The organism is Variovorax sp. CAN15 (assembly GCF_030462475.1).
Taxonomy (GTDB): Bacteria; Pseudomonadota; Gammaproteobacteria; order Burkholderiales; family Burkholderiaceae_C; genus Variovorax.
The window spans coordinates 1-23161 of the sequence record NZ_JASMRZ010000079.1; the positions used below are offsets into that span (position 1 = coordinate 1).

The 23161-nt window shown below is 66.8% G+C and carries 24 protein-coding genes and 2 pseudogenes; 17 read left to right on the forward strand and 9 right to left on the reverse strand.

Annotated features, from left to right (window positions below):
- Together QMO14_RS28080 and xseA are read right to left on the reverse strand one after the other, a co-directional pair.
- Positions 1–207, reverse strand: a pseudogene (locus QMO14_RS28080) (superoxide dismutase [Fe]); the annotation flags it as partial.
- Positions 208–256: 49 nt separating this feature from the next.
- The gene (gene xseA, locus QMO14_RS28085) at positions 257–1570 is read right to left on the reverse strand and encodes an exodeoxyribonuclease VII large subunit (protein WP_301511236.1); all 1314 of its coding nucleotides are present in this window, start codon (positions 1568–1570) and stop codon (positions 257–259) included.
- Positions 1571–1882: 312 nt separating this feature from the next.
- On the opposite strand from xseA, the gene QMO14_RS28090 reads away from it, so the two are divergent.
- From QMO14_RS28090 to adk, 6 genes are all read left to right on the forward strand, one after another.
- Positions 1883–2515: a MotA/TolQ/ExbB proton channel family protein gene (locus QMO14_RS28090; RefSeq protein ID WP_301511215.1), complete on the forward strand. Its 633-nt coding sequence runs from the start codon at positions 1883–1885 to the stop codon at positions 2513–2515.
- Positions 2512–2952, forward strand: coding sequence for a biopolymer transporter ExbD (locus QMO14_RS28095; protein WP_301511216.1), 441 nt, complete (start codon positions 2512–2514; stop codon positions 2950–2952). Before QMO14_RS28090 ends, QMO14_RS28095 begins: the two co-directional genes overlap by 4 nt.
- Positions 2953–3975 (forward strand): tetraacyldisaccharide 4'-kinase, encoded by a 1023-nt coding sequence (lpxK, locus tag QMO14_RS28100; protein WP_301511217.1) that lies wholly within the window; start codon positions 2953–2955, stop codon positions 3973–3975.
- Positions 3956–4138, forward strand: a complete 183-nt coding sequence (locus tag QMO14_RS28105) for a Trm112 family protein (protein ID WP_301511218.1) — start codon at positions 3956–3958, stop codon at positions 4136–4138. Before lpxK ends, QMO14_RS28105 begins: the two co-directional genes overlap by 20 nt.
- Positions 4135–4908, forward strand: coding sequence for a 3-deoxy-manno-octulosonate cytidylyltransferase (gene kdsB, locus QMO14_RS28110; protein ID WP_301511219.1), 774 nt, complete (start codon positions 4135–4137; stop codon positions 4906–4908). The genes QMO14_RS28105 and kdsB overlap by 4 nt, the downstream gene beginning before the upstream one ends.
- A 136-nt stretch (positions 4909–5044) precedes the next feature.
- Entirely contained in the window at positions 5045–5701 is a 657-nt protein-coding gene (gene adk / locus QMO14_RS28115) for an adenylate kinase (protein WP_301511220.1), read from the forward strand.
- Between the two features lie 48 nt (positions 5702–5749).
- Here adk and QMO14_RS28120 read toward each other — a convergent pair whose 3' ends face one another.
- Complete coding sequence (locus QMO14_RS28120) at positions 5750–6715, reverse strand: asparaginase (RefSeq protein WP_301511221.1); 966 nt, start codon at positions 6713–6715, stop codon at positions 5750–5752.
- A 73-nt stretch (positions 6716–6788) separates the two neighbouring features.
- Here QMO14_RS28120 and lexA point away from each other — a divergent pair, with 73 nt between their 5' ends.
- The 9 genes from lexA to QMO14_RS28165 all read left to right on the forward strand — a co-directional run bounded on the left by lexA (position 6789) and on the right by QMO14_RS28165 (position 16011).
- The gene (gene lexA, locus QMO14_RS28125) at positions 6789–7472 is read left to right on the forward strand and encodes a transcriptional repressor LexA (RefSeq protein ID WP_301511222.1); all 684 of its coding nucleotides are present in this window, start codon (positions 6789–6791) and stop codon (positions 7470–7472) included.
- Positions 7473–7615: 143 nt separating this feature from the next.
- The gene (locus QMO14_RS28130; protein WP_301511224.1) at positions 7616–7996 is read left to right on the forward strand and encodes a hypothetical protein; all 381 of its coding nucleotides are present in this window, start codon (positions 7616–7618) and stop codon (positions 7994–7996) included.
- A gap of 112 nt (positions 7997–8108) precedes the next feature.
- Complete coding sequence (locus QMO14_RS28135) at positions 8109–9116, forward strand: D-2-hydroxyacid dehydrogenase family protein (RefSeq protein WP_093202278.1); 1008 nt, start codon at positions 8109–8111, stop codon at positions 9114–9116.
- The gene (locus tag QMO14_RS28140) at positions 9113–10270 is read left to right on the forward strand and encodes an MFS transporter (RefSeq protein ID WP_301511225.1); all 1158 of its coding nucleotides are present in this window, start codon (positions 9113–9115) and stop codon (positions 10268–10270) included. The genes QMO14_RS28135 and QMO14_RS28140 overlap by 4 nt, the downstream gene beginning before the upstream one ends.
- A gap of 156 nt (positions 10271–10426) precedes the next feature.
- A complete protein-coding gene (locus QMO14_RS28145; protein ID WP_301511226.1) occupies positions 10427–11947 on the forward strand; it encodes a 3-hydroxyacyl-CoA dehydrogenase in 1521 nt (506 codons plus the stop codon).
- Between the two features lie 28 nt (positions 11948–11975).
- Entirely contained in the window at positions 11976–12758 is a 783-nt protein-coding gene (locus tag QMO14_RS28150) for an oxepin-CoA hydrolase, alternative type (RefSeq protein ID WP_301511227.1), read from the forward strand.
- A gap of 81 nt (positions 12759–12839) precedes the next feature.
- Complete coding sequence (locus QMO14_RS28155) at positions 12840–13559, forward strand: Crp/Fnr family transcriptional regulator (protein ID WP_093202289.1); 720 nt, start codon at positions 12840–12842, stop codon at positions 13557–13559.
- Positions 13560–13603: 44 nt separating this feature from the next.
- Positions 13604–14710 (forward strand): phosphotransferase, encoded by a 1107-nt coding sequence (locus QMO14_RS28160; RefSeq protein WP_301511228.1) that lies wholly within the window; start codon positions 13604–13606, stop codon positions 14708–14710.
- 29 nt (positions 14711–14739) lie between these two features.
- Entirely contained in the window at positions 14740–16011 is a 1272-nt protein-coding gene (locus QMO14_RS28165) for an acyl-CoA dehydrogenase family protein (RefSeq protein WP_301511229.1), read from the forward strand.
- Positions 16012–16081: 70 nt separating this feature from the next.
- On the opposite strand, the gene QMO14_RS28170 is transcribed toward QMO14_RS28165, so the two are convergent.
- The 5 genes from QMO14_RS28170 to QMO14_RS28190 form a co-directional block, all read right to left on the reverse strand.
- Complete coding sequence (locus QMO14_RS28170) at positions 16082–16585, reverse strand: GNAT family N-acetyltransferase (protein ID WP_301511230.1); 504 nt, start codon at positions 16583–16585, stop codon at positions 16082–16084.
- Entirely contained in the window at positions 16582–17919 is a 1338-nt protein-coding gene (gene glmM, locus QMO14_RS28175; protein ID WP_301511231.1) for a phosphoglucosamine mutase, read from the reverse strand. Before glmM ends, QMO14_RS28170 begins: the two co-directional genes overlap by 4 nt.
- Positions 17916–18734, reverse strand: a complete 819-nt coding sequence (gene folP, locus QMO14_RS28180) for a dihydropteroate synthase (RefSeq protein ID WP_301511237.1) — start codon at positions 18732–18734, stop codon at positions 17916–17918. Before folP ends, glmM begins: the two co-directional genes overlap by 4 nt.
- A 128-nt stretch (positions 18735–18862) precedes the next feature.
- Positions 18863–20782, reverse strand: coding sequence for an ATP-dependent zinc metalloprotease FtsH (ftsH, locus tag QMO14_RS28185; RefSeq protein WP_301511232.1), 1920 nt, complete (start codon positions 20780–20782; stop codon positions 18863–18865).
- 166 nt (positions 20783–20948) lie between these two features.
- Positions 20949–21617: an RlmE family RNA methyltransferase gene (locus tag QMO14_RS28190; RefSeq protein ID WP_301511234.1), complete on the reverse strand. Its 669-nt coding sequence runs from the start codon at positions 21615–21617 to the stop codon at positions 20949–20951.
- A 33-nt stretch (positions 21618–21650) separates the two neighbouring features.
- Here QMO14_RS28190 and QMO14_RS28195 point away from each other — a divergent pair, with 33 nt between their 5' ends.
- Together QMO14_RS28195 and QMO14_RS28200 are read left to right on the forward strand one after the other, a co-directional pair.
- Positions 21651–22130 (forward strand): YhbY family RNA-binding protein, encoded by a 480-nt coding sequence (locus QMO14_RS28195; RefSeq protein ID WP_301511235.1) that lies wholly within the window; start codon positions 21651–21653, stop codon positions 22128–22130.
- A 41-nt stretch (positions 22131–22171) separates the two neighbouring features.
- A complete protein-coding gene (locus tag QMO14_RS28200) occupies positions 22172–22891 on the forward strand; it encodes a glycosyltransferase (protein WP_301511238.1) in 720 nt (239 codons plus the stop codon).
- A gap of 49 nt (positions 22892–22940) precedes the next feature.
- On the opposite strand, the pseudogene QMO14_RS28205 reads toward QMO14_RS28200, so the two are convergent.
- A pseudogene (locus tag QMO14_RS28205) lies at positions 22941–23161 on the reverse strand (transposase); the annotation flags it as partial.

Below are 23161 nucleotides of genomic sequence, written 5' to 3' on the forward strand. Positions count from 1 at the left end.
CGCGGCGTTGTTGTAGATGCCGCCGCTGGACTTCTTGACGATCTCCTCGAGCGTCATCGACTCGAACTCGGTGCCCTTTTGCAGGTTGTTGAGGTTCACCACGTAGGCGTTGTGGTGCTTGCCGTAGTGGTACTCGAGGGTTTCCTTCGAATACTCGGGCGCCAGTGCGTCGAGTGCGTACGGCAGGGGTGGGAGCACATGTTCCATGGTTTTTTCTCGGGGGTTGGTTGTGGGAATCAAGGATTCTAGGAAGTAATTATTGAGACGGCGTCGGACGCGTTCCCGTCGAGTCGCCCGGCGTGACGGTCAGGTCGACCTCGCCATCGGCGAGCCGCGCCTTGACCGCATCGCCAGGCGCAAGTTGCTTTGCGCTGACGATCGCATGACCTTGTGTATCGGTCAGCCATGCATAGCCGCGTTGCAAGACCAGTGCCGGATCGAGCAACCGCATGCGCAGGGCCACGCGTTCCAGACGATCGCGCCGCTGCACCAGCGCGCGCCCCAGCTTCTGCGGAAAATCGGCGGCGACCAGACGCGGGACCTGTGCGAGGCGCTCCCTTCGGGTGAGCACGGTGTAGCGCAGACGCTGCGCATGATGCGCCAGACGCAACTGCTGTCGAGTCACGAGGCCCGAGGGCCGGCCGAGACGCCCCGCAGCCTGGTCAAGCCGCTGCCCGAGCGCGTCGAGACGCCCGCCCAGTACATCGCCCAGGCGCTCTTCGATCAGATCGAGCGCGCCCAACCATACGTCGCGCGGTGCACTCACCAGTTCCGCAGCGGCCGTGGGTGTGGGGGCACGCAGGTCGGCGCAGAAGTCGGCGATGGTGAAGTCGGTTTCGTGCCCCACGCCGCTGATCAGCGGCACCGGGCTCCGCACGATGGTGCGCGCCAGCGTCTCGTCGTTGAAGGCCCAGAGGTCTTCTATGGAGCCGCCGCCACGCACCAGAAGAATCACGTCGACGGCGGACGCGAGTTCATACAGCGACTGCAGCGCCCGCACCAGCTCTCCCGGCGCGTTGACACCCTGCACCGCCGCCGGGGCAAGCACGACCGGAATGTGCGGAACACGCCTGCGCAGCGCGGTGACCACGTCGTGCAATGCGGCCGCACCGAGCGAGGTGACGATGCCGATCGATCGCGGCATGGTCGGCAACGCCCGCTTGCGCGCGGGATCGAAGAGGCCTTCGGCTTCCAGGCGCGCCTTGCGCTGCAGGAACTGCTCGAACAGGGCCCCCTGCCCGGCCCGCCTCAGGCTCTCGACCACCAGTTGCAGATCGCCGCGCGGCTCGTAGACGGCGAGGCGCCCGCGCACCTCGACCTGGTCGCCGTCGCGCGGCGAAAAATCGAGCAGGCTGGCGGCACGGCGGAACATCGCGCAGCGCAGTTGGCCGGACTCGTCTTTGAGCGCGAAGTAACAATGTCCACTCGAGGCGCGGGAAAAGCCGGAAATTTCGCCGCGCACGGAGACCGGGTTGAAGCGCGCGTCGAGCGCATCGGCCACAGCGCGGCACAAGGCGCCGACGGCCCACACGCGCGGCCCCGGCGCGGAATTCGGTTCACGCAAGTTCACAAAGCGCACGCTCGGCCGGATGCCACTCTTCCACAACAGGCAGCACAGTCCCCACCTTCAGCGCCCAAGGCGGGACAGGCGCACGATTTTCCGTGCAACTCATTGATTTCATTGAAAAAAGTGCTGCTCAAAATTCAGTCGATCCAGCGAAAAGGCCGTCCCATGCGGGTCCGGACGCGTTGCGCAGCGGGTTAATCACAAAGTTATCCACAGAATCTGTGCGTCCTTGCCGACATAAAAACAAGGCACGTGACGATGGTGGCTCAGTGGATAATCGCCGCGCATTTGCAGTCTACGGGCCGGAGGATTTTCTTGTTTTCCATCATAGTTGCCGCGGGTTGGCCGATCTGGCCCTTGCTCGCTTGTTCGGTCGTCGCGCTCGCGCTGGTTATAGAACGTTTCACCAGCCTCAAGACGGTGAGAGTGCTTCCGCCGAAACTGCTCGACGAAACCATTACAGCGTCGCACGGAACCGTTCCCGGTCCCGACGTGGTGACAAAACTGGAACGCAACTCGATGCTCGGCCAGGTTCTGGCCGCGGGCCTGCGCGCGCTGAATGCCAATCCGCGCTGCACTGAAGACGATCTGCGCGCGGCCATGGAGGCCTCAGGCCGCACCGTGGCCCACAAGCTGGAACGGTACTTGCCGGCGCTGGCCACCATCGCCTCGGCAGCCCCGTTGCTGGGACTCCTGGGCACAGTGATCGGCATGATCGAGATCTTTGGCTCGCAATCGCCGGTCAGCGGCGCGGTGGGTTCGGGCAACCCGGCCCAGCTGGCGCACGGCATCTCGATCGCGCTCTACAACACCGCCTTCGGCCTGATCGTGGCCATCCCGACGTTGATCTTCTGGCGCTACTTCCGTAGCCGGGTCGACGAGTACCTGCTGAACCTCGAACTCTCGGGCGAGCGCTTCGCACGCCACCTGAACGCATTGCGCAAATGACGCGCGGCCGCATGCAATTCCGTCACGGCGCGCGCGACGAGCCGGAGATCAACCTGATCCCGTTCATCGACGTGCTGCTGGTGATCCTGATCTTCCTGATGCTGTCGACCACCTACAGCAAGTTCACCGAGATGCAACTGCGCCTGCCCACGGCGGACGTCGACGCGCAGCGCGACTATCCGAAGGAAGTGATCGTGGCGGTATCGGCCGACGGCCGCTACTCGGTCAACAAGAATCCGGTGGCCGACCGCAGCGTGGAGACCGTGACGGCCGCTCTCGCCGCCGCGGCCACAGGCGGCAAGGACAGCGTGGTGATCATCAGCGCCGACGCGACCAGCCCGCACCAGGCCGTGGTGACGGTGATGGAAGCCGCGCGCCGCGCCGGCCTCATGCAGATCACCTTCGCGGCCCAGTCGACGGCGCAAGCCGGGCACTGAGTGCCTTCCCGCGGCAGCAGCGAAAGCAGCAGCACGGGTTCGCGCCTGCAGACGGCATGGCTGCATCGTGGCTTGCTGGCCTGCCTGCTATGGCCACTGTCGCTCATCTACGCCGCGCTGTTCGCCGTGCGCGGCCTTCTCTATCGCGCCGGATGGCTGCGGACCGAGCGCGTGGGCGTGCCGGTGATCGTGGTCGGCAACGTGATTGCGGGCGGTGCGGGCAAGACGCCAGTCGTGATGGCCGTCGTGCGTCATCTGCAGGCGCGCGGCGTCGAGGTCGGCGTGATATCGCGGGGCTATGGCCGCCAGACGGATGACTGCCGCGAAGTGCTCGGCGGCGGCGATCCCAGGGACGTGGGTGACGAGCCCACGCTGATTCACCATGCGACCGCGGCCCCGGTATTCGTGGCGCGTCGGCGCATCGATGCAGCGCGTGCCCTGATCGAACGGTATCCGGCCACTCAGGTCATCGTCAGCGACGACGGACTTCAGCACCTGGCGCTGGCACGCGACATCGAGATCTGCGTGTTCGACGACCGGGGCATCGGCAACGGCTGGCGGCTGCCCGCCGGTCCGCTGCGCGAAGCCTGGCCCCGCCCCTGCGACCTGGTGTTGCACAGCGGATCGAAACCGGCCTTTGCCGGCGGCCATGCCGCCACCCGGACCCTCGCGAGCGAAGCGCTCGGCAGCGACGGAAAACCTGTGCCCCTGGCCTCCCTGGCAGCCCGGCCCTTGACAGCCCTGGCCGCGATCGCGCGGCCGGAAGCCTTCTTCGAGATGCTGCGCGCCCGCGGCCTGACGCTCGCCGAAACCATCGCGCTGCCGGATCACTTCGATTTCGAGAACTGGCAACGCCCGGCCGGCAACGGCCAGACGCTCGTCTGCACCGAAAAGGACGCCGTCAAGCTGTGGCGCAAGGCGCCCGATGCGCTGGCCGTGCCGCTGGAGTTCTCGCCGTCCGCGGAATTCTTCGCCGCACTCGACGCAAAGCTATCATCGCTCGATGGATACCAAGCTGCTTGAACTGCTCGTCTGCCCCGTCACCAAGGGGCCGTTGACCTGGAACCCCGACAAGCAGGAGCTGTGGTCTCGCAGCGCCCGCCTGGCGTATCCGGTACGCGACGGCATTCCTGTGCTGCTCGAGAACGAGGCACGCACGCTCTCCGACGAAGAGCTCGGGCTGTGAGCTTCACCGTTCTGGTTCCGGCGCGCCTCGCGTCGACGCGGCTTCCCAACAAACCCCTGGCCGACATCGCCGGCGTGCCGATGGTGGTGCGCGTGGCGCGGCGCGCGAACGAATCCGGCGCGACCCGTGTTGTGGTAGCAGGCGACGATCCTTCGATCATCGAGGCGTGCAAGGCACATGGCGTCGAAGTGGTTCTCACCCGCCAGGACCACCCCAGCGGCACCGACCGGCTGGCCGAAGCCTGCGAGCAGCTTGGACTCGGCGGCGACGACATCGTCGTCAACGTTCAGGGCGACGAGCCGCTGATCGACCCCACGCTGATCGACGCGGTGGCCTCCACGCTGGCCACGCACGCCGAAGCGGCGATGAGCACCGCCGCCCATGAGATCGACTCGGTCGTCGATTTCATGAATCCCAATGTGGTGAAGGTGGTGCTCGATGCGCAGGGCAACGCGATGTATTTCAGTCGCGCGCCCATCCCATGGTGGCGCGACGGCTCCGCCAACGGCGCCGCACCCGCGGTGCTGCCTGCCGGTCCTGCCCCGCTGCGCCACATCGGAATCTATGGCTACCGTGCAGGCTTCGTGCGGCAGTTCCCCGCACTGCCTCATGCGCCCGTCGAGGCGACGGAAGCACTCGAACAGCTTCGCGCCCTGTGGCACGGCCATCGCATCGCGGTACATGTGAGCCATGTCGCGCCGGGCCCCGGCATCGACACGCCCGAAGACCTGGCACGCGTGCGCGCGGTCTTCGCAGCCGCCGGCGCCTGAGCCAGCGCGTCGGCGCGGCTGCACCAGCGGGATTTCCCGAAGGGCACGCATGCTATCCTCGAAGCAACTCCGCCCAGCCCAGCCATGGGGCTACAGCTCGGCGCGACACAAGATCCAAGAACCGTCCGAGGACACCATGAGACTAATTTTGCTGGGCGCGCCCGGGGCGGGCAAAGGCACGCAAGCGGCCTTCATTTGCCAGAAGTACAGCATTCCCCAGATTTCGACCGGCGACATGCTGCGCGCAGCCGTCAAGGCCGGCACGCCGCTCGGGCTGCAGGCCAAGGCGGTCATGGATGCCGGGGCACTGGTCAGCGACGACCTCATCATCAATCTCGTGAAGGAACGCATTGCTCAGCCCGACTGCGCAGGCGGCTTCCTCTTCGACGGCTTCCCCCGCACCATTCCCCAGGCCGACGCCATGAAGGCGGCCGGCGTCAAGCTCGACTACGTGCTCGAGATCGACGTGCCCTTCGGCGACATCATCGAGCGCATGAGCGGCCGCCGATCGCACCCGGCTTCGGGCCGCACCTATCACGTCAAGTTCAATCCGCCCAAGGTGGAAGGCAAGGACGACGTGACTGGCGAGGATCTGATCCAGCGCGAGGACGACAAGGAAGAAACCGTGCGCAAGCGGCTCGATGTGTACAGCCAGCAGACGCGCCCGCTGGTCGACTACTACTCGGCCTGGGCCAAGGCCGATCCGGCCGCAGCGCCGAAGTACCGCGCCATCAAGGGCGTGGGCACGGTCGACGAGATCACGCAGCGTGCGTTGTCCGCGCTTAGCAGCTGATCGATCCGGATCACACAGAACCGCCCCTCTCGAGGGGCGGTTCTGCTTTCAGCCCAGCAATTCGAGCATCAGGGCGATACGGGCCTTCACAGGCGTCAGCGCGCCTGCATCGCGAAGCAGATCTCCGGTCTTCGGCAGGATGCGTCCGTTCGGACAGCGCGTTGCCCGAAGGACTGTGATACCAGCGTCCTGCGCCTTGAGCGCGGCCGCTTCGAGCGCATGGTGCAAGGTGCCGTTGCCGGTGGCCGCGAGCACCAACCCGCGCAGCGGATCCGCGGCGCCAGCCTGAAGAAGCGCCTCGATCACCGCGCCGCCTGCACCCGCGTGGCTCATCACGATCTCGACTCGGGGCCATTGCACCTCTGCCGCCCCGAAGAGCTTTGCCACCGGCAGCGTGCCGCCCTGCGGCCACGGCCGGACAAGGCGTGCTTCACCCTCCTCCACGTAGCCCACCGGGCCCGCATCGCCTGAACCAAAGGCATCGAGCCGGTACGTATGGACTTTCTGGATATCGACGCCGGCATGAATCGCACCGGCGCATACCACCGTGACCCCACGCGCGCCCCGTGTCGCGGCGACACTGATCGCGTCGCGAACATTCTGCGGCCCGTCCGGAGAAAGCGCGGTGGCCGGGCGCATCGCGCAGGTCAGCACGACCGGCTTCGACGGCACCAGCACCGAGTGCAGGAAGAACGCTGTTTCCTCGATCGTGTCTGTACCGTGGGCGATCACCACACCCGCCACGTCGGACTGCGCCAGCCAGTGCGCACAGCGCCGGGCCAACCGCTGCCAGATGGAGAAGGACATGTCCTTGCTGTCGAGCTGCGCAACCTGCTCGGCCTCCAGCATCACACCATCTGGCGCCTCGATGCCGCCCAGAAGGTCGGCCACGCCCACTTGCGCGGCGGTGTAGCCGATGTTGTCGCCGCTGCTGGCGGCCCGGCCCGCGATCGTGCCGCCGGTGCCCAGAACCACCACGCGGCGCGGCAATTCGGACGAAGAGCAATTGACCATGACTTGTCAACTTCAAAAAACTGGTTAAAAATACAGTCACTGGATATCCAGCCAGTGCCGCAAGGAACCACACATGCAGTTCGCCATCAAGCTTACAGCCCGCCAGCAGCAGATCCTCGACCTCATCCAGAGCGCCATCGCACGCACAGGTGCGCCACCCACGCGCGCCGAAATCGCCAATGAACTCGGGTTCAAGTCGGCCAACGCCGCCGAAGAGCACCTGCAGGCGCTGGCGCGCAAGGGCGTCATCGAGTTGGTCAGCGGTACTTCCCGCGGCATCCGCCTCAAGGGCGACGCGCTGCGTTCGCTCAACGAAACGCGCCACCGCGAAGGTGGCCAGTTCTCGCTCTCGCTACCGGGCATGGCCCAACTGGCCCTGCCGCTCATCGGTCGCGTCGCGGCCGGTTCACCCATCCTCGCGCAGGAGCATGTCGACCAGACCTACTACGTGGAGAACACGCTGTTCCAGCGCCAGCCCGACTACCTGCTCAAGGTGCGCGGCATGTCGATGCGAGACGCCGGCATCATGGACGGCGACCTGCTCGCGGTGCAGGCCACCAAGGAAGCACGCAACGGCCAGATCGTGGTCGCGCGCCTGGGCGACGAAGTGACCGTCAAGCGCCTGAAGCGCAACAAGCAGGTCATCGAGTTGCACGCCGAGAACCCCGACTACCCAACCATCATCGTGCAGCCCGGCGAGCCTTTCGAAATCGAAGGTCTCGCGGTCGGCCTCATCCGCAACACCATGCTGATGTAGGCCAGGCAAGCTGCTTTCCACAGCAACAGCACCCATCCGGCAGTGACAGGTGGCGGGCGTATGGCGAAGAGTCGCCATCACCCTGTCGCGGCCGATTCAAGAAATCCTGCCTGTGTTCAACCTCATACTTTCTTGGAGTTCACATGGGAATCGCCCTCCTCGCCATCGCCGACATCTGGATGCCGCTGCAATCGCTGGCCAACCGGCTGATGCCGGCTCGCCGCTCTTCCTCCCACCGCAGGGATCATCTCGATGCCGCCGAGTCCTCCGCAGGGCTGCGCTACGTGGCGGTGCGTCCCGCCTGCACCGCCCGCTCCGACGGCACCGCTCCCTCTGGATCATCAGCCCCGGCACGCCCGCTGCGAGTGGTCCGCGTGGTCGATGGCAAGGGCCAGCAGCGCAGCAACAACCGTGTGGTGATCTCCGGCCGCATGGCCGATGTCTGCGCCGAACTCGACCGGCTGGCCGCGCTCGAAGCTGCGGAAACCGTGGCCACGGGCCCGCGCTCGGCACGTCTGCATTGAGCTTGAACTGAAGCCCGCGCCGGGCCCGAACCGCTCTGCAAGCGGCTGCAGGGCGGGTATCCAAACGTTCGCCGGCGCGACATTCCAATGCTGCGAGGCACAATGGCACGCCATGAACATTGTGATCCTCGACGACTATCAGGATGCCGTGCGCAAGCTGCGCTGCGCTTCCAAGCTGGACGCCTACGCAGCCAAGGTCTATACCAACACGGTCAAAGGCATTGGGCAGTTGTCGGTCCGACTCAAGGACGCCGACGTGATCGTGCTGATCCGCGAGCGCACCCAGATCTCGCGCCAGCTCATCGAGAAGCTGCCCAAGCTCAAGCTAATTTCCCAGACCGGGCGCGTCGCCGGACACATCGACGTCGCAGCCTGCACCGAGCGCGGCGTGGCCGTGGCGGAAGGCTCCGGCTCCCCCCAGGCCCCCGCCGAGCTCACCTGGGCACTCATCATGGCCGCCATGCGCCGGCTGCCGCAGTACATCAGCAACCTCAAGCACGGTGCCTGGCAGCAGTCGGGGCTCAAGTCGGCCTCGATGCCGCCCAATTTCGGGATCGGCTCGGTGCTCAAGGGCAAGACGCTGTGCATCTGGGGCTACGGCCGCATCGGCCAGCTGGTCGCGCGCTACGGGCAGGCCTTCGGCATGCAGGTCGTGATCTGGGGCCGTGAAGCCAGCTGCGCCAAGGCTCGCTCCGACGGCTTCCAGGTGGCGCAGAACCGCCACGAGTTCTTCGCCGCCGCCGACGTGCTCTCGGTGCACCTGCGGCTCAACGAGGAGACCAACGGCCTCATCACGCTGGAAGATCTCTCGCGCATGAAGCCGACCGCTCTCTTCGTGAACACTTCGCGCGCGGAGCTGGTCGAGGCCGACGCCCTGCTGGCGGCCCTCAACCGCGGCCGCCCCGGGCTCGCGGCCGTCGACGTGTTCGAAAGCGAACCGCCGCTGCAGGGCCATGCGCTGCTGCGCCTCGAGAACTGCATCTGCACGCCGCACATCGGCTACGTCGAGCAGGAAAGCTACGAGAGCTACTTCGGCCAGGCTTTCGACAACGTCGTGAGCTACATCAACGGCAACCCCACGAACATCGTGAATCCCGGCGCGCTGCAGGTCCGTCGGTGAGCCAGCCGGCGCCACGGAGGGCGCTCTGGGCGCTGCTTGCCGGCAATTTCGTGATCGGCACGGGCGTGATGGTCGTGCCCGGCACGCTCAACGAGATCAGCGCCTCGCTCTCGGTCACCGCCGCCACGGCGGGGCAGCTCATCACGGCCGCCGCGGCTGTCATGTGCATAGGCGCTCCGCTGCTGGCCGCCGCAGTGGCAGGCTGGGACCGCCGCCAGCTCCTCGCCCTCACCCTCCTCTGGTACGCCATCGGCCACGTCCTCTGCGCGCTGATGCCCAGCTTCGGCGCCCTGCTGCCGGTGCGCATGCTCACGGTGATCGCGCCAGCCATCTTCACGCCGCAGGCCGCTGCCTGCGCCGGCCTGCTGGTGCCACCGGAGCATCGCGGACGCGCCGTGACCTTCGTCTTTCTCGGCTGGTCGATGGCCTCGGTGCTGGGGTTGCCCATCGGTGCGCTGATCGGCGGGCACCTGGGCTGGCGCATGGCTTTCGCGGCCATCGCGGTGCTCAGTGTCGCAAGCGCGACATCGGTGTGGCTCACCTTGCCGAACGGCATCCGCCCCGCTGCGCTGACGGCTGCCGCATGGTCGCGCGTGCTGCGCAGTCCGGTGCTGATGGGCATCGTCTCGGTCACGGCGCTGCAGGGAGCCGGCCAGTTCGTGCTGTTCAGCTATTTCGGTCCGATCCTCAAGCAGAGCTTCGGCGCCGACGCCACCACGCTGAGCGTGATGTGGGCGCTGTTCGGTGCCTGCGGGCTGGTCGGCAACATGGTGGTCAGCCGCTTCATCGACCGCGTGGGCGCAGGGCGCATGGTGCTCGTCACCACCCTGCTGATCGCCGCAAGCCTGCTGCTGTGGCCGCTGGCCTCCACGCTGGCCTGGCTGGCGGTGGTGCTCGTTCCATGGGGGCTGGGCTGCTTCGCCACCAATTCGGCGCAGCAGGCCCGGCTCGTGGGCCTGGCGCCCGCGCTCGCGCCGGGATCGGTGGCGCTCAACAGCTCCGGCATCTACACCGGCCAGGCCGTGGGCGCGGCGCTGGGCGGATGGCTGCTCGCCAACGACGCCAGTGCATGGATGAGCTGGGTCGGCCTGGCTCTGGTGCTGATCGCCATCTTGCTGAGCGTGGCCATCGACCGCAGCCGCCGCGCCCCTTGAAAGCGCGCCCTCGCGTAAAACCCGTCACGCCCCATCCGCGCGGGGCTGCAAAATCGGAGGCTTCGACAGCAACAGCGGCGTCCAAGGGGCACCGTGCCCGCCTGGACGCCTGCGCGCAGGCCCGGATACCACCCAACCAGTGAAAATCTCCAGCAAATGACAGTGAACTACTCCCGAATCGGCATCGTGGGCGCCGGCGCCATGGGGCGCGGCATCGCGCAGATCGCCGCACAGGCAGGCAGCGAGGTGCTGCTGCTCGACAGCTTCGCGGGCGCCGCAGAGCGCGGCCGCGAGGCTCTCTCCGCCCAATGGAACAAGCTGCACGAGAAGAACAAGATCGACGCCGCCACGCGCGACGCCTGCATCGCCCGCGTGAAGGCGGTCGATTCGATCCAGGCGCTGGCCGGTTGCGACCTGGTCGTCGAGGCCATCGTCGAAGACCTGGAAGTCAAGCGCAAGCTGTTCCGCGAACTCGAAGCCGTGGTGGCCGAGACCGCCACGCTGGTCACCAACACGTCCTCCCTCTCGGTGACGGCCATCGCCGCGGGCTTGCAGCATCCGGCGCGCGTCGCGGGCTTTCACTTCTTCAACCCCGTGCCGCTGATGAAGGTGGTCGAGGTGGTCGCGGGCTTCAAGACCTCGCCCGAGGTCTGCAGGCAGCTTGCGGGCTACGCCACGCAGATGGGCCACAGCGCCGTGCAGGCGCAGGACACGCCCGGCTTCATCGTCAACCACGCCGGCCGGGGCTACGGCACCGAGGCGCTGCGCATCGTGGGCGAAGGCGTGGCCGACTTCGCGACCATCGACCGCATCCTCAAGGACCAGGCCGGCTTCCGCCTCGGCCCCTTCGAGCTGCTGGACCTGACGGCGCTCGACGTGTCGCACCCGGTGATGGAATCGATCTACCACCAGTACTTCGAGGAGCCGCGCTTCCGACCCAGCGTGATCACCGCCCAGCGCCTGGCCGCCGGTGCACTGGGCCGCAAGACCAACGAAGGTTTCTACCGCTACGACAACGGCGTGATGCAGCAGGTGCCAGAGGCGCCCGCGCCAGTGGTCGAAGGCCCGCCCTCCGTGTGGGTGTCGCCGCGCGCGGCACGCCGCGCCGAGCTGCTGCGCCTGGTGAACACGCTGGGCGCGCAGATCGACAGCGGCGCCACCGCCGCGCCGCACTCGCTGATCCTGGTCGCGCCGCTGGGCTTCGACGTGACCACCGTGGCCGCCGTCGAGCGCCTGGACGCCACGCGCACCGTCGGCATCGACATGCTGATCGACGACGCAGCCACCAAGCGCCGCGTGCTGGCCACCAACCCGGCCACGCGCCGCGACATCCGCGACGCCGCGCACGCCCTCTTCGCACGCGACGGCAAGGCCGTGAGCGTGATCCGCGACAGCGGCGGCTTCGTCACGCAGCGCGTGATCGGCACCATCGTCAACATCGCCGCGGACATGTGCCAGCAGCGCGTGTGCACGCCGGCCGACCTCGAGACCGCCGTGCAGCTGGGGCTGGGCTATCCGCGCGGCCCGCTGGCCATGGGCAACCTCTACGGTCCGACCAACATGCTCGAAGTGCTGTTCAACCTGCAGACGGTTTACGGAGACCCGCGCTATCGCCCGAGCCCGTGGCTGCGCCGCCGCGGCGCGCTGGGCCTGAGCCTGCTGCACGAAGAAGAATGACGGCGGAATAAGGCACAGGAACCGAGCCATGAGCACCGCAGAACTCAAGAGCACGAGCGAGGGCAGCACCATGGTGCTGACGATCTCCAACCCCACCCAGCGCAACGCACTGGGCCCCGACATCTACGCAGCGGGCATCGAGGCGCTGAACAAGGCGGAGAACAGCGCGGAAATCCGCAGCGTGGTCATCGTGGGCGAAGGCTCATGGTTCTGCGCTGGAGGCTCGCTGCAGCGCCTGCTGGCCAACCGGCAGCTCGACCGCTCGGTGCAGGCCGAGAGCATCGAGGGGCTGCACAACTGGATCGATTCGATCCGCACCTTCCCCAAGCCGGTCATCGCGGCCGTCGAAGGCGCTGCGGCGGGCGCAGGCTTCTCGCTCGCGCTGGCCTGCGACTTCGTGGTGTCCGCGCGCGACGCGGTCTTCGCGGCCTCGTACAGCAACGTGGCGCTGTCGCCCGACGGCGGCCTGAGCTGGCACCTGGGCCGGCAGCTGCCGCGCCAGCTCGCGAGCGAATGGCTCATGAACGGCGAGCGCATCGAGGCCTCGCGCCTGCATGCGCTGGGCCTCGTCAACGAGCTCACCGAAAGCGGCCAGGCGCTCTCGGGCGCGCTGGCGCTGGCGGGCCGGCTCAACGCGCGCGCGCCGAACTCTCTCGCCAGCATCAAGGAGCTGCTGAGCGAGGCCCAGGGCGCCACGCTGGCCTCCCAGCTCTCGCAGGAGCGGGACCACTTCGTGCGCAACCTGCACCACGCGAACGCTGGCATCGGCATCGCGGCGTTCCTCGAGAAGAAGCCGCCGCAGTACGAGTAAGTACCCATGTGACGGGGCAGCGCCGGACGGCGTCGCTCCCGTGACACCCATCAGCTTTCCAGTCGCCGAGAGGACAGACCAATGGACGACCCCATTCTTACCATCGAAGAACGTGAAGCGATCAACAGTGGTCGCTGGTTTTCTTCCCTTTCTCCATCGCTGCGGCACGACATCCTCCGATGCGCCTTCGTCAAACGCTACAAGGACGGCGACCTGATCGCTGCCCGCGGCGATCCGCCCGAACACTGGATCGCCTGCGCCAAGGGCGCGGTGCGGGTCAGCTCGACGGCCGTCTCGGGCAAGCAGGTGACGCTGACCTACGTGGAGCCGGGCATCTGGTTCGGCGATGTGGCGATGTTCGACGGGGACCGGCGCACGCACGACACCTACTCGCATGGCGACACCACCATCCTGTGCGTGGCGCGCGCCGACTTCCAGAAGATCCTGGCCTCGCACGTGGAGCTGTACGAGGCGCTGATGCGGCTGCAGGCACGCCGCATCCGCACGCTCTTCGGGCTGGTGGAAGACCTCAACACCCTGCCGCTGCGCGCGCGGCTGGCCAAGCAGCTCATCCATCTGGTGCGCAGCTACGGCGTGCCGAACCTGGAGGACGGCAGCCAGATGCGCATCGGCCTGCAACTGGCGCAGGAAGAACTGGCGCAGTTGCTGGGTGCGTCGCGCCAGCGGGTCAACCAGGAACTGAAGACCATGGAGCGCGAGGGCACCATCCGCATCGAGCCGGGCGGCCTCGTGGTGCTCGACCGCTCGGCGCTGATGCGCGTCTCGGAAGCTGAAAGCTAGAACGACAACTACAACGACGACCACAGGCAGATAGACATACCGACATGAGCCAGGACTTCTCCAACTTCATAGGCACCCGTGCCGTCTCGCAACAGCACGCCTTCGACGTCGACGCGCTTGCGGCCTGGCTCGAGAAGAACCTCGACGGGTTCAAGGGCCCGCTGACGGTCGAGATGTTCAAGGGCGGCCAGTCGAACCCGACCTACAAGCTGGTCACGCCCACGCAGAGCTACGTGATGCGCGCCAAGCCGGGACCGGTCGCGAAGCTGCTGCCCTCGGCCCATGCGGTGGAGCGCGAATACAAGGTGATGAGCGGCCTGGCCGGTACTGACGTGCCGGTGCCCCGCATGTACTGCCTGTGCGAGGACGAGAGCGTGATCGGCCGTGCCTTCTACGTCATGGAGTTCATGCAGGGCCGCGTGCTGTGGGACCAGTCGCTGCCCGGCATGAGCAACGCCGAGCGCGCCGCCCACTACGACGAGATGAACCGCGTGATCGCGGCGCTGCACACGGTCGACTTCGCCGCCCGCGGCCTGGCCGACTACGGCAAGCCCGGCAACTACTTCGAGCGCCAGATCGGCCGCTGGAGCAAGCAGTACAAGGCCTCGGCCGACGGTGCGGGCGAGCTTTCGCAGCCCATCGAGGCCATGGAGCGGCTGATCGACTGGCTGCCCGCTCACATGCCGGCGAGCGCGCGCGACGAGAGCAAGGTGTCGATCGTGCATGGCGACTACCGGCTCGACAACGTGATGTTCCATGCCACCGAGCCGCGCATCGTCGCGGTGCTCGACTGGGAGCTGTCCACGCTGGGCCATCCGCTGGCCGACTTCAGCTACCACTGCATGTCCTGGCACATGCCGCCCAGCACCGGGCGCGGCATCGGCGGTGTCGATGTCGCCTCGCTGGGAATTCCCACCGAGAGCGAATACATCCGCCGCTACTGCGAGCGCACCCGCATCAGCACGCCCGAGGCGCTGGCGCCGGACTGGAACTTCTACCAGGCCTACAACCTGTTCCGCATGGCCGCGATCCTGCAAGGCATTGCCAAGCGGGTCGAGGCCGGCACCGCGTCGAGCGAGCAAGCCGTGGCTTCGGCCCGCGGCGCCCGCCCCATGGCCGACATGGCCTGGCAGTTTGCCCAGAAGGCATAAGCCGCCCCACCCCACCAGGAGAGACAAAGATGGACTTCGAATACTCGGCCAAGACCAAAGACCTGCAGAAGCGCGTCCAGGCATTCATGGACGACCACATCTATCCGGCCGAAGCCGAGTACGCCGCAGAGCTGGCCGCGAACACCGCCGCCGGCAAGCGCTGGTCGGCGCTCAAGACCGTCGAGAAGCTCAAGGAAAAGGCCAAGGCCCAGGGCCTGTGGAACCTGTTCCTGCCGGTCGACAGCGCCGCCGCCTCGGGTTATGACGGTGCGGGTCTCACCAACCAGGAATACGCGCCCCTGGCCGAAATCATGGGTGCGGTGCCGTGGGCGAGCGAGGCCTTCAACTGCTCGGCGCCCGACACCGGCAACATGGAGACCATCGCGCGCTACGGCTCCGACGAAATCAAGGCACGCTGGCTCAAGCCGCTGCTCGAAGGCCAGATCCGCTCGGCCTTCGCCATGACCGAGCCCGAGGTTGCGTCGAGCGACGCCACCAATATCTCCACGCGCATCGAGCGCCAGGGCGACGAATACGTCATCAACGGCCACAAGTGGTGGATCTCGGGCGCGGCCGATCCGCGCTGCGCGGTCTTCATCACCATGGGCAAGAGCGACCCCGAGGCGCCGCGCCACTCGCAGCAGAGCATGATCGTCGTGCCGGCCGACGCCAAGGGCATCCGCATCGTGCGCCCGCTGAACGTGATGGGCTACGACGACGCGCCGCACGGCCACGTCGAGATGTACTTCGAGAACGTGCGCGTGCCGGCCAGCAACATGCTGCTGGGCGAAGGCCGCGGCTTCGAGATCGCCCAGGGCCGCCTCGGCCCCGGCCGCATCCACCACTGCATGCGCCTGATCGGCCTGGCCGAGCGCGCGCTGGAGTTGATGTGCAAGCGCGCCTCCTCGCGCGTGGCCTTCGGCAAGACCGTCGCCTCGCAGACCGTGACGCAGGAGCGCATCGCCGAGGCCCGCTGCAAGATCGACATGGCCCGGCTGCTCACGCTCAAGGCAGCCTGGCTGATGGACGTGGCCGGCAACAAGGTCGCCAAGAACGAGATCGCCATGATCAAGGTCGTCGCGCCGTCGATGGCCTGCCAGGTGATCGACTGGGCCATGCAGGTCCACGGCGGCGGCGGCATGTGCGACGACTTCCCACTGGCTGCCGCCTATGCCGGCGCGCGCACGCTGCGCTTCGCGGACGGTCCGGACGAAGTGCACCGCAATGCGATCGCCAAGTGGGAGCTGGGCAAGTACGCTCCGGGCAAGGCCGACACCGAAATGCCGGTGACGCGTTTCTGATCTGGCGGTAAAGAACAAAGGGCCGGTGGCGAACGATTCGCCCCGGCCCTTTTCCTTTGGTTGTTTGCCCTCAGAGCTTCTTCTGCAGGAAGACTGCCGTGCCGAACGACGGATCGAGCTGGTAGCCCGCGAAGCCTTCGCGCTCATAGGCACGCAGCGCGGGCGCGTTGCCCGACAGCACCTCGAGCGTGAGCTTGCAGGCGCCACGCCTGCGGGCCTCGTCCTCTACCGACGCGAACATCTTCTGCGCCACGCGCTGCCCGCGGTGGCTGGGCAGCACGACCACGTCGTGGACGTTCACCAGCGGCTTGCAGGCGAAGGTCGAGAAGCCTTCGATGCAATTGATCAGGCCGACGGGCTGCTCGCCTTCGTAAGCCAGCACGCTGAAGGCCTGGGGACGCGCAGCCAGCGCCGAAGGCAGACTTGCGAGCACTTCACGGGCCAGCGGTGTGCCCCCGCCGGCCGGGTCGCTGGCGTAGGCGTTCAGAAGATCGACCAGCGCGGCTGCGTGAGCGGCGTTGCGGTAGTCGGCGATGAAGACTTCGATCGGTCGCGCGCCAGCCGCTGCCGTCATCGCGCGGGCTCCAGCGTGGCCGCGAGGCGCTTGGCACAGGACTCGGCCTGCTTCGCGTCACGCGCCTCGACCATCACGCGCACCAGCGGCTCGGTGCCGCTCGCGCGGATCAGCACGCGGCCGGAATCGCCGAGCTCGGCCTCGATGCGCGTGGTTTCGCTGGCCAGCGCCTTGTTGGCCTTCCAGTCCTGCTCGGGCGAGATGCGCACATTGATCAGCGTCTGCGGGAACAGCGTGACGCCTTCGAGCAGTTGCGCCACCGTCTTGCCGCTGCGCACGCAGGCCTGCAGCACCTGCAGCGCGCTCACGATGCCGTCGCCGGTGGTGTGGCGGTCGAGCGCCAGCAGATGGCCGGAGCCCTCGCCGCCCAGCAGCCAGCCGCGCTTGTCGAGCTCCTCGAGCACGTAGCGGTCACCGACCTTGGCGCGCACGAACTCGATGCCCTGCCCTCGCAGGGCGACTTCGACGGCCTTGTTGGTCATGAGCGTACCCACCACGCCCACCGGCTTGTCGCCGCGCGCGATGCGCTCGGACACCATGAGGTAGAGCAGTTCGTCGCCGTTGAAGAGGCGCCCGCTGCCGTCGACCAGCTGCAGCCGGTCGGCGTCGCCGTCGAGGGCAATGCCGTAGTCGGCCTTCTGCGCCGTCACCGCGGCGATCAGCGCCTCGGGATGCGTGGCGCCGAAGCCCTTGTTGATGTTCAGCCCGTCGGGCGAGACGCCGATGCTCGTCACTTCCGCGCCCAGCTCGTGGAACACGTTGGGTGCCACCTGGTAGGCCGCGCCGTGGGCTGCGTCGACCACCAGCTTCATGTCGCGCAGCGTCAGGTCGTTGGCGAAGGTGCTCTTGCAGAACTCGATGTAGCGGCCAGGCGCGTCGTTGAGGCGGCGGGCCTTGCCGAGGTTGGCGGAATCGACCCACACCGGGTCTTCTTCCAGCGCGGCCTCGACCGCCAGTTCCCAGGCGTCGTCGAGCTTGGTGCCCTGCGCGCTGAAGAACTTGATGCCGTTGTCGGGGTAGGCGTTGTGGCTCGCGCTGATCACCACGCCGAGGCTGGCGCGCTGGGCGCGCGTGAGATACGCCACCCCGGGCGTCGGCAGCGGCCCCAGCAGCACCACATCGACGCCGGCCGAGTTGAAACCCGACTCAAGCGCGGATTCGAGCATGTAGCCCGAGATGCGCGTGTCCTTTCCGATCAGCACGGTGGGACGCGACTGCGTCTTCTTGAGCACGCGGCCCACGGCGTGCGCGAGACGCAGGACGAAGTCGGGGGTGATGAGGGCCTGACCGACGGTTCCACGGATGCCGTCGGTGCCGAAATATCTGCGGGTCATGTTGATGATGTCTGCTCTTGTGTTTGTTGTCGTGACTCTTGCGCCTTCATGGCGCGCCATACGGCGAGCGCGGCGACGGTATCGCGCACGTCGTGCACACGCACCACGGCCGCGCCCCGGTCCACCGCGAGCACGGCGGCCGCGACGCTGGGCACGATGCGCTCCCCCGCCATCTCGATGCCCGTGACCGCACCGATCGACGACTTGCGCGACCAGCCCAGCAGCAGCGGATAGCCGCCGGCGAGCAGTTCACGCTGTCGCGCGAGCAAGGCGAAGTTCTGTGCCACCGTCTTGCCGAAGCCCACGCCGGGATCGAGCGTGATGCGCGAAGCGTCGACGCCGAGCCTGCGCAGGAGTTGCGCCTGCTGCTCCAGGAAGGAAAGCACCTCCGGAACCACGTCGCCCCACATCGGCGCGGCCTGCATGGTCTGTGGATCGCGATGCATGTGCATCAGGCAGACGCCGCACGAGGGATGCGCAGCGACCGCCTCGCGCGCGCCCGGCTGGCGCAGCGCCCAGATGTCGTTGACGATGTCTGCGCCCAGGTCGAGCACTGCGCGCATGACTTCGGGCTTGTAGGTGTCGATGGAGATCGGCGCGTTGAGCTTCACCGCCTCGCGCACCACCGGCATCACGCGCGCCAGCTCGGCTTCGAGCGGCACGGCGGGGCTTCCGGGGCGGGTCGACTCGCCGCCGATGTCGAGGATGTCGGCGCCGTCCTTAAGCAGTTGCTCGCAGTGCCGCAGGGCCGCCCCGGTGGAGGCATGGGCGCCGCCGTCGGAAAAGGAATCGGGTGTTACGTTGACGATGCCCATCACGCGTGGCTGCGCGAGGTCGACGCGGAAGCGGGAGGCCTGCCAGAAGGCGCCGGCGCCAGCAGTCGTTCGTCCGCCATCGAAAACGGGGCCAGAGGCCCCGTTGTTGCTTGACGCCGGATTCGCGCTCACGCTGCGTTGGGCGCCGGGTCGGTCGCCACGGCCGGCGTGCCGCCGCTGCCGCCACCGCTGCCCGAGGGCGGAATGCGGGGCGTCCAGTCCTTGGGAGGACGGGGGGCGCGGCCGGCCATGATGTCGTCGAGCTGCTCGGTGTCGATGGTTTCCCACTCGAGCAGCGCCTTGGCCATGGCGTGCATCTTGTCGCTGTTCTCCTCGATCAGGTGGCGCGCCAGGGCGTACTGCTCGTCGATGATTCGGCGGACTTCCGAGTCGACCTTCTCCATCGTCTGCTCGCTCATGTTCGTGGTCTTGGTGACCGAGCGCCCCAGGAACACTTCGCCTTCGTTCTCGGCGTAGACCATCGGGCCGAGCGCATCGCTCATGCCGTACTTCATGACCATGTCGCGCGCCAGGTTGGTGGCACGCTCGAAGTCGTTGCTGGCGCCGGTGGTCATCTGGTGCATGAACACTTCCTCGGCGATGCGGCCACCGAACAGCATGCTGATCTGGTTCAGCATGTACTCGCGGTCGTAGCTGTAGCGGTCCTGCGCCGGCAGGCTCATGGTCACGCCGAGGGCGCGGCCGCGCGGAATGATCGTGACCTTGTGGACCGGGTCGCACTTGGGCAGCAGCTTGCCGATGAGGGCGTGGCCGGACTCGTGATAGGCCGTGTTGCGGCGCTCTTCCTCGGGCATGACCATGCTCTTGCGCTCGGGGCCCATGAAAATCTTGTCCTTGGCCTTCTCGAAGTCCTGCATCTCGACCACGCGCGCATTGCGGCGGGCGGCCATCAGGGCGGCTTCGTTGCAGAGGTTGGCCAGGTCGGCGCCGGACATACCCGGCGTGCCGCGGGCGATCACGCTCGGGTTCACGTCCTGGCCCAGCGGGACCTTGCGCATGTGCACGCCGAGGATCTGCTCGCGGCCGCGGATGTCGGGCAGCGTGACGTAGACCTGGCGGTCGAAACGGCCGGGGCGCAGCAGAGCGGCGTCCAGGATGTCGGGGCGGTTGGTGGCAGCCACCACGATCACGCCGAGGTTGGTTTCGAAGCCGTCCATCTCGACCAGCATCTGGTTGAGCGTCTGCTCGCGCTCATCGTTGCCGCCGCCAAGGCCGGCACCGCGCTGGCGGCCGACCGCGTCGATTTCGTCGATGAAGATGATGCAGGGGGCGTTCTTCTTGGCGTTCTCGAACATGTCGCGGACACGGGCCGCGCCCACGCCGACGAACATTTCGACGAAGTCGGAACCGGAGATGGAGAAGAAAGGCACCTTGGCTTCGCCGGCGATCGACTTGGCCAGCAGCGTCTTGCCGGTACCCGGGGGGCCGACCAGCAGCAGGCCACGCGGAATGCGGCCACCGAGCTTCTGGAAGCGCTGCGGGTCTTTCAGGAAGTCGACCACTTCACGGACTTCTTCCTTGGCCTCGTCGCAGCCCGCGACGTCGGCGAAGGTGACCGTGTTGTTGTTCTCGTCCATCATGCGGGCCTTGCTCTTGCCGAAGCTGAACGCCCCGCCCTTGCCGCCGCCCTGCATCTGCCGCATGAAGTAGATCCACACGCCGATCAGCAACAGCATGGGCCCCCAGCTGACCAGCAGGGTCATGAGCAGGGAGCTTTCTTCGCGCGGCTTGACGTCGAACTTGACGTTGTGGTCGATCAGGTCGCCCACGAGGCCGCGGTCGAGCACGGTTGCGGTCGTGCGGATCTTGCGGTCGTCGTTGGTGACGGCGACGATCTCGCCGCCGGCTGCGCCTTCAGGAATGACGGCGCTCTTGATCTGGTTGTTGCGGACCTGATCCAGAAATTCGGAGTAGCTGACTGTCCCCGAGCCGACGCCACCGCGGGTGTCGAACTGCTTGAAGACAGTGAACAACACCATGGCAATGACGAGCCATACGGCAACTTTGGAAAACCACTGATTGTTCAAACGAAGCTCCAGGCTAAAGCGCGTGACAGGTGAATGAAAAAACGCGCTGTGGGTACGCAATTGCGCCCCATTTTAGGCTTTTCAAGCTACGAAAAGCTGGCATTTCCCTAATGCAGCCATAGCCTGACATGGGTTTGCGCTGCAAAGGATGTTGCTCAGGCCGGTATCAAGGCGTATCCAGCGCCTTCAACCCTACTCCGACCAGGAAGGTCTCGGCCGATTTGTCCCGCGACGCCTTGGGCTTGAAGGGTTTCACGACACGGAAATTGGCCTTGAAGAGCTTCACCAGTTCGTCGTAGCCGCTGCCGTGGAAAACCTTGGCAACCAGCGCCCCTTCGGGCTTCAGGTGGTTCTGGGCGAAGTCGATGGCGAGTTCGATCAGGTGCGACACGCGGGCGGCATCGGCCGAATGGATGCCCGACAGGTTGGGCGCCATGTCCGAAACCACAAGATCGGCCTTGCGCCCGGCGAGCACGCCGAGCAACTGCCGCAGCAGGTCGTCTTCGCGGAAATCGCCCTGCAGGAAGGTCACGCCCTCGATGGGCTCCATCGGCAGCAGGTCGAGCGAAACGATGGTGCCGTTCAGCTCGCCAGCCGCAGCCCCGCCGGGCGACATCCGCCGGCGCAGGTACTGGCTCCAGGCGCCCGGGGCGGAGCCGAGGTCCACCACCAGCTGGCCCGGCTTGACCAGGCCCAGCGACTCATCGATCTCCTTGAGCTTGTAGGCGGCGCGCGCCCGATAACCCTCCTTCGTGGCGAGCTTCACGTAGGGGTCGTTGATATGGTCGTGCAGCCACGCCTTGTTGACTTTCTTGCTTTTGGCTTTGGTGCTCATGGGGGTCTTCGTATACGGGTCGATAATACGGGGATGCCCGCCATTCAACTTACCCCTGCCGAGCGCAAGGTGCATCGCGCCGAAGCTCACCACCTGGATCCGATCGTCATGGTCGGTGGAGACGGGCTCACCCCTGCCGTGAAGAAGGAAGCCGACGCGGCGCTCAAGGCCCACGGCCTGATCAAGATCCGCGTCTTCTCCGACGACCGCCTGGCCCGCGACGCCATGCTGCGCGAGCTGGCCGAGGAGCTCGATGCCGCCCCCATCCAGCACATCGGCAAGCTGCTCGTGCTGTGGCGCCCGAAGCCCGAGAAAGAGCGCGTGGTCGACGAAGACCGCATGCCCGGACCGCGCGACGTGAAGATCGTCAAGTACAGCAAGCGCGGCGGCCAGCGCCCCGAAATCAAGACCCTGCGCGTGCTCGGCAACCAGCGCCTCACCCCCGGCGGCACCATCAAGCGTGCCAAGGCGAAGCGGCCGCTGTCGGACAAGAAACGCAACCAGGCGGACTGAACTTGGCGCCAGCGCAAGGCGCCCAGCGCCACATCCTCTGCATGAAATGGGGCACCAAATACGGCCCCGAATACGTCAACCGGCTCTACGCGATGGTTCGCCGCAACCTCGGCGGCGACTTCAAGTTCGTGTGCCTGACCGACGACGGCAATGGCGTGCACCCCGAGGTGACCTGCCTGCCGATCCCGCCGCTCAACCTGCACCTCGCCCCCGGCCAGCGCGACGGCGCCTGGAAAAAACTCACCACTTTCGAGAAAGACCTGCACGGGCTGCGCGGCACCGCCCTCTTCCTCGACCTCGACGTGGTGGTGGTGGGCAGCCTGGACGCCTTCTTCGAGCAACCGGGCGAGTTCCTGATCATCCACGACTACGACCGCCCCTGGCGGCGCGGGCGCATCACGGGCAATTCGTCGGTCTACCGCTTCGAGCTCGGTGCGCATGCCGACGTGCTGGCGTACTTCCGCGCCAACATGGACAAGGTCCAGGCCGAGTACCGCAACGAGCAGACCTACCTGTCGGATGTGCTCCACAAGCAGGGCAAGCTGGCCTACTGGCCCGAGGGCTGGTGCCCGAGCTTCAAGTACCACGGCATCCCGACCTGGCCGACCAACTACTGGGAAGAGCCCTTCGTACCCGAAGGTGCGCGGATCATGGTGTTCCACGGCGAATGCAACCCGCCGGACGCATTGGCGGGCCGCCGCAACCGGGCCTTCCGGTTCATCAAGCCGGCGCGCTGGGTCGCGAAATACTGGAAAGAGTAGGTAGCGCCTGCAGAAACGAAAAAGGCGGCCCGGAGCCAATGCCGCTCAGTTAATTCTGAGCGGCATTTTTCTTGATGGGGTACTGCGTCTTGGTCATGCGAACGGCGCGAGGATATCGGCGTTCGCTGCGGCGGGGTGGAAGGACGAAGCGGCGGATGTTCTGGCGCATGGCGCGCAGCTTGGCGGGGATCGCACCGGGCGCAGTGCTGCTCGAACTCCAGAGCCACTCGTCGACGATGTAGCGCAAGGCCGTGATGAAGCTGATGCGAC

What these genes read in the sequence shown, in the direction of transcription:
- QMO14_RS28160 (WP_301511228.1), top strand. Translation starts at nt 13,604, where the DNA reads ATGAGCCAGGACTTCTCCAACTTCATAGGCACCCGTGCCGTCTCGCAA.
- QMO14_RS28200 (WP_301511238.1), top strand. Translation starts at nt 22,172, where the DNA reads ATGAAATGGGGCACCAAATACGGCCCCGAATACGTCAACCGGCTCTAC.
- QMO14_RS28120 (WP_301511221.1), bottom strand. Translation starts at nt 6,715, where the DNA reads ATGGTCAATTGCTCTTCGTCCGAATTGCCGCGCCGCGTGGTGGTTCTG.
- adk (WP_301511220.1), top strand. Translation starts at nt 5,045, where the DNA reads ATGAGACTAATTTTGCTGGGCGCGCCCGGGGCGGGCAAAGGCACGCAA.
- QMO14_RS28130 (WP_301511224.1), top strand. Translation starts at nt 7,616, where the DNA reads ATGGGAATCGCCCTCCTCGCCATCGCCGACATCTGGATGCCGCTGCAA.
- glmM (WP_301511231.1), bottom strand. Translation starts at nt 17,919, where the DNA reads ATGACCCGCAGATATTTCGGCACCGACGGCATCCGTGGAACCGTCGGT.
- QMO14_RS28155 (WP_093202289.1), top strand. Translation starts at nt 12,840, where the DNA reads ATGGACGACCCCATTCTTACCATCGAAGAACGTGAAGCGATCAACAGT.
- QMO14_RS28105 (WP_301511218.1), top strand. Translation starts at nt 3,956, where the DNA reads ATGGATACCAAGCTGCTTGAACTGCTCGTCTGCCCCGTCACCAAGGGG.
- QMO14_RS28145 (WP_301511226.1), top strand. Translation starts at nt 10,427, where the DNA reads ATGACAGTGAACTACTCCCGAATCGGCATCGTGGGCGCCGGCGCCATG.
- QMO14_RS28135 (WP_093202278.1), top strand. Translation starts at nt 8,109, where the DNA reads ATGAACATTGTGATCCTCGACGACTATCAGGATGCCGTGCGCAAGCTG.
- folP (WP_301511237.1), bottom strand. Translation starts at nt 18,734, where the DNA reads ATGGGCATCGTCAACGTAACACCCGATTCCTTTTCCGACGGCGGCGCC.
- QMO14_RS28165 (WP_301511229.1), top strand. Translation starts at nt 14,740, where the DNA reads ATGGACTTCGAATACTCGGCCAAGACCAAAGACCTGCAGAAGCGCGTC.
- lexA (WP_301511222.1), top strand. Translation starts at nt 6,789, where the DNA reads ATGCAGTTCGCCATCAAGCTTACAGCCCGCCAGCAGCAGATCCTCGAC.
- QMO14_RS28195 (WP_301511235.1), top strand. Translation starts at nt 21,651, where the DNA reads ATGCCCGCCATTCAACTTACCCCTGCCGAGCGCAAGGTGCATCGCGCC.
- QMO14_RS28190 (WP_301511234.1), bottom strand. Translation starts at nt 21,617, where the DNA reads ATGAGCACCAAAGCCAAAAGCAAGAAAGTCAACAAGGCGTGGCTGCAC.
- QMO14_RS28150 (WP_301511227.1), top strand. Translation starts at nt 11,976, where the DNA reads ATGAGCACCGCAGAACTCAAGAGCACGAGCGAGGGCAGCACCATGGTG.
- QMO14_RS28170 (WP_301511230.1), bottom strand. Translation starts at nt 16,585, where the DNA reads ATGACGGCAGCGGCTGGCGCGCGACCGATCGAAGTCTTCATCGCCGAC.
- QMO14_RS28095 (WP_301511216.1), top strand. Translation starts at nt 2,512, where the DNA reads ATGACGCGCGGCCGCATGCAATTCCGTCACGGCGCGCGCGACGAGCCG.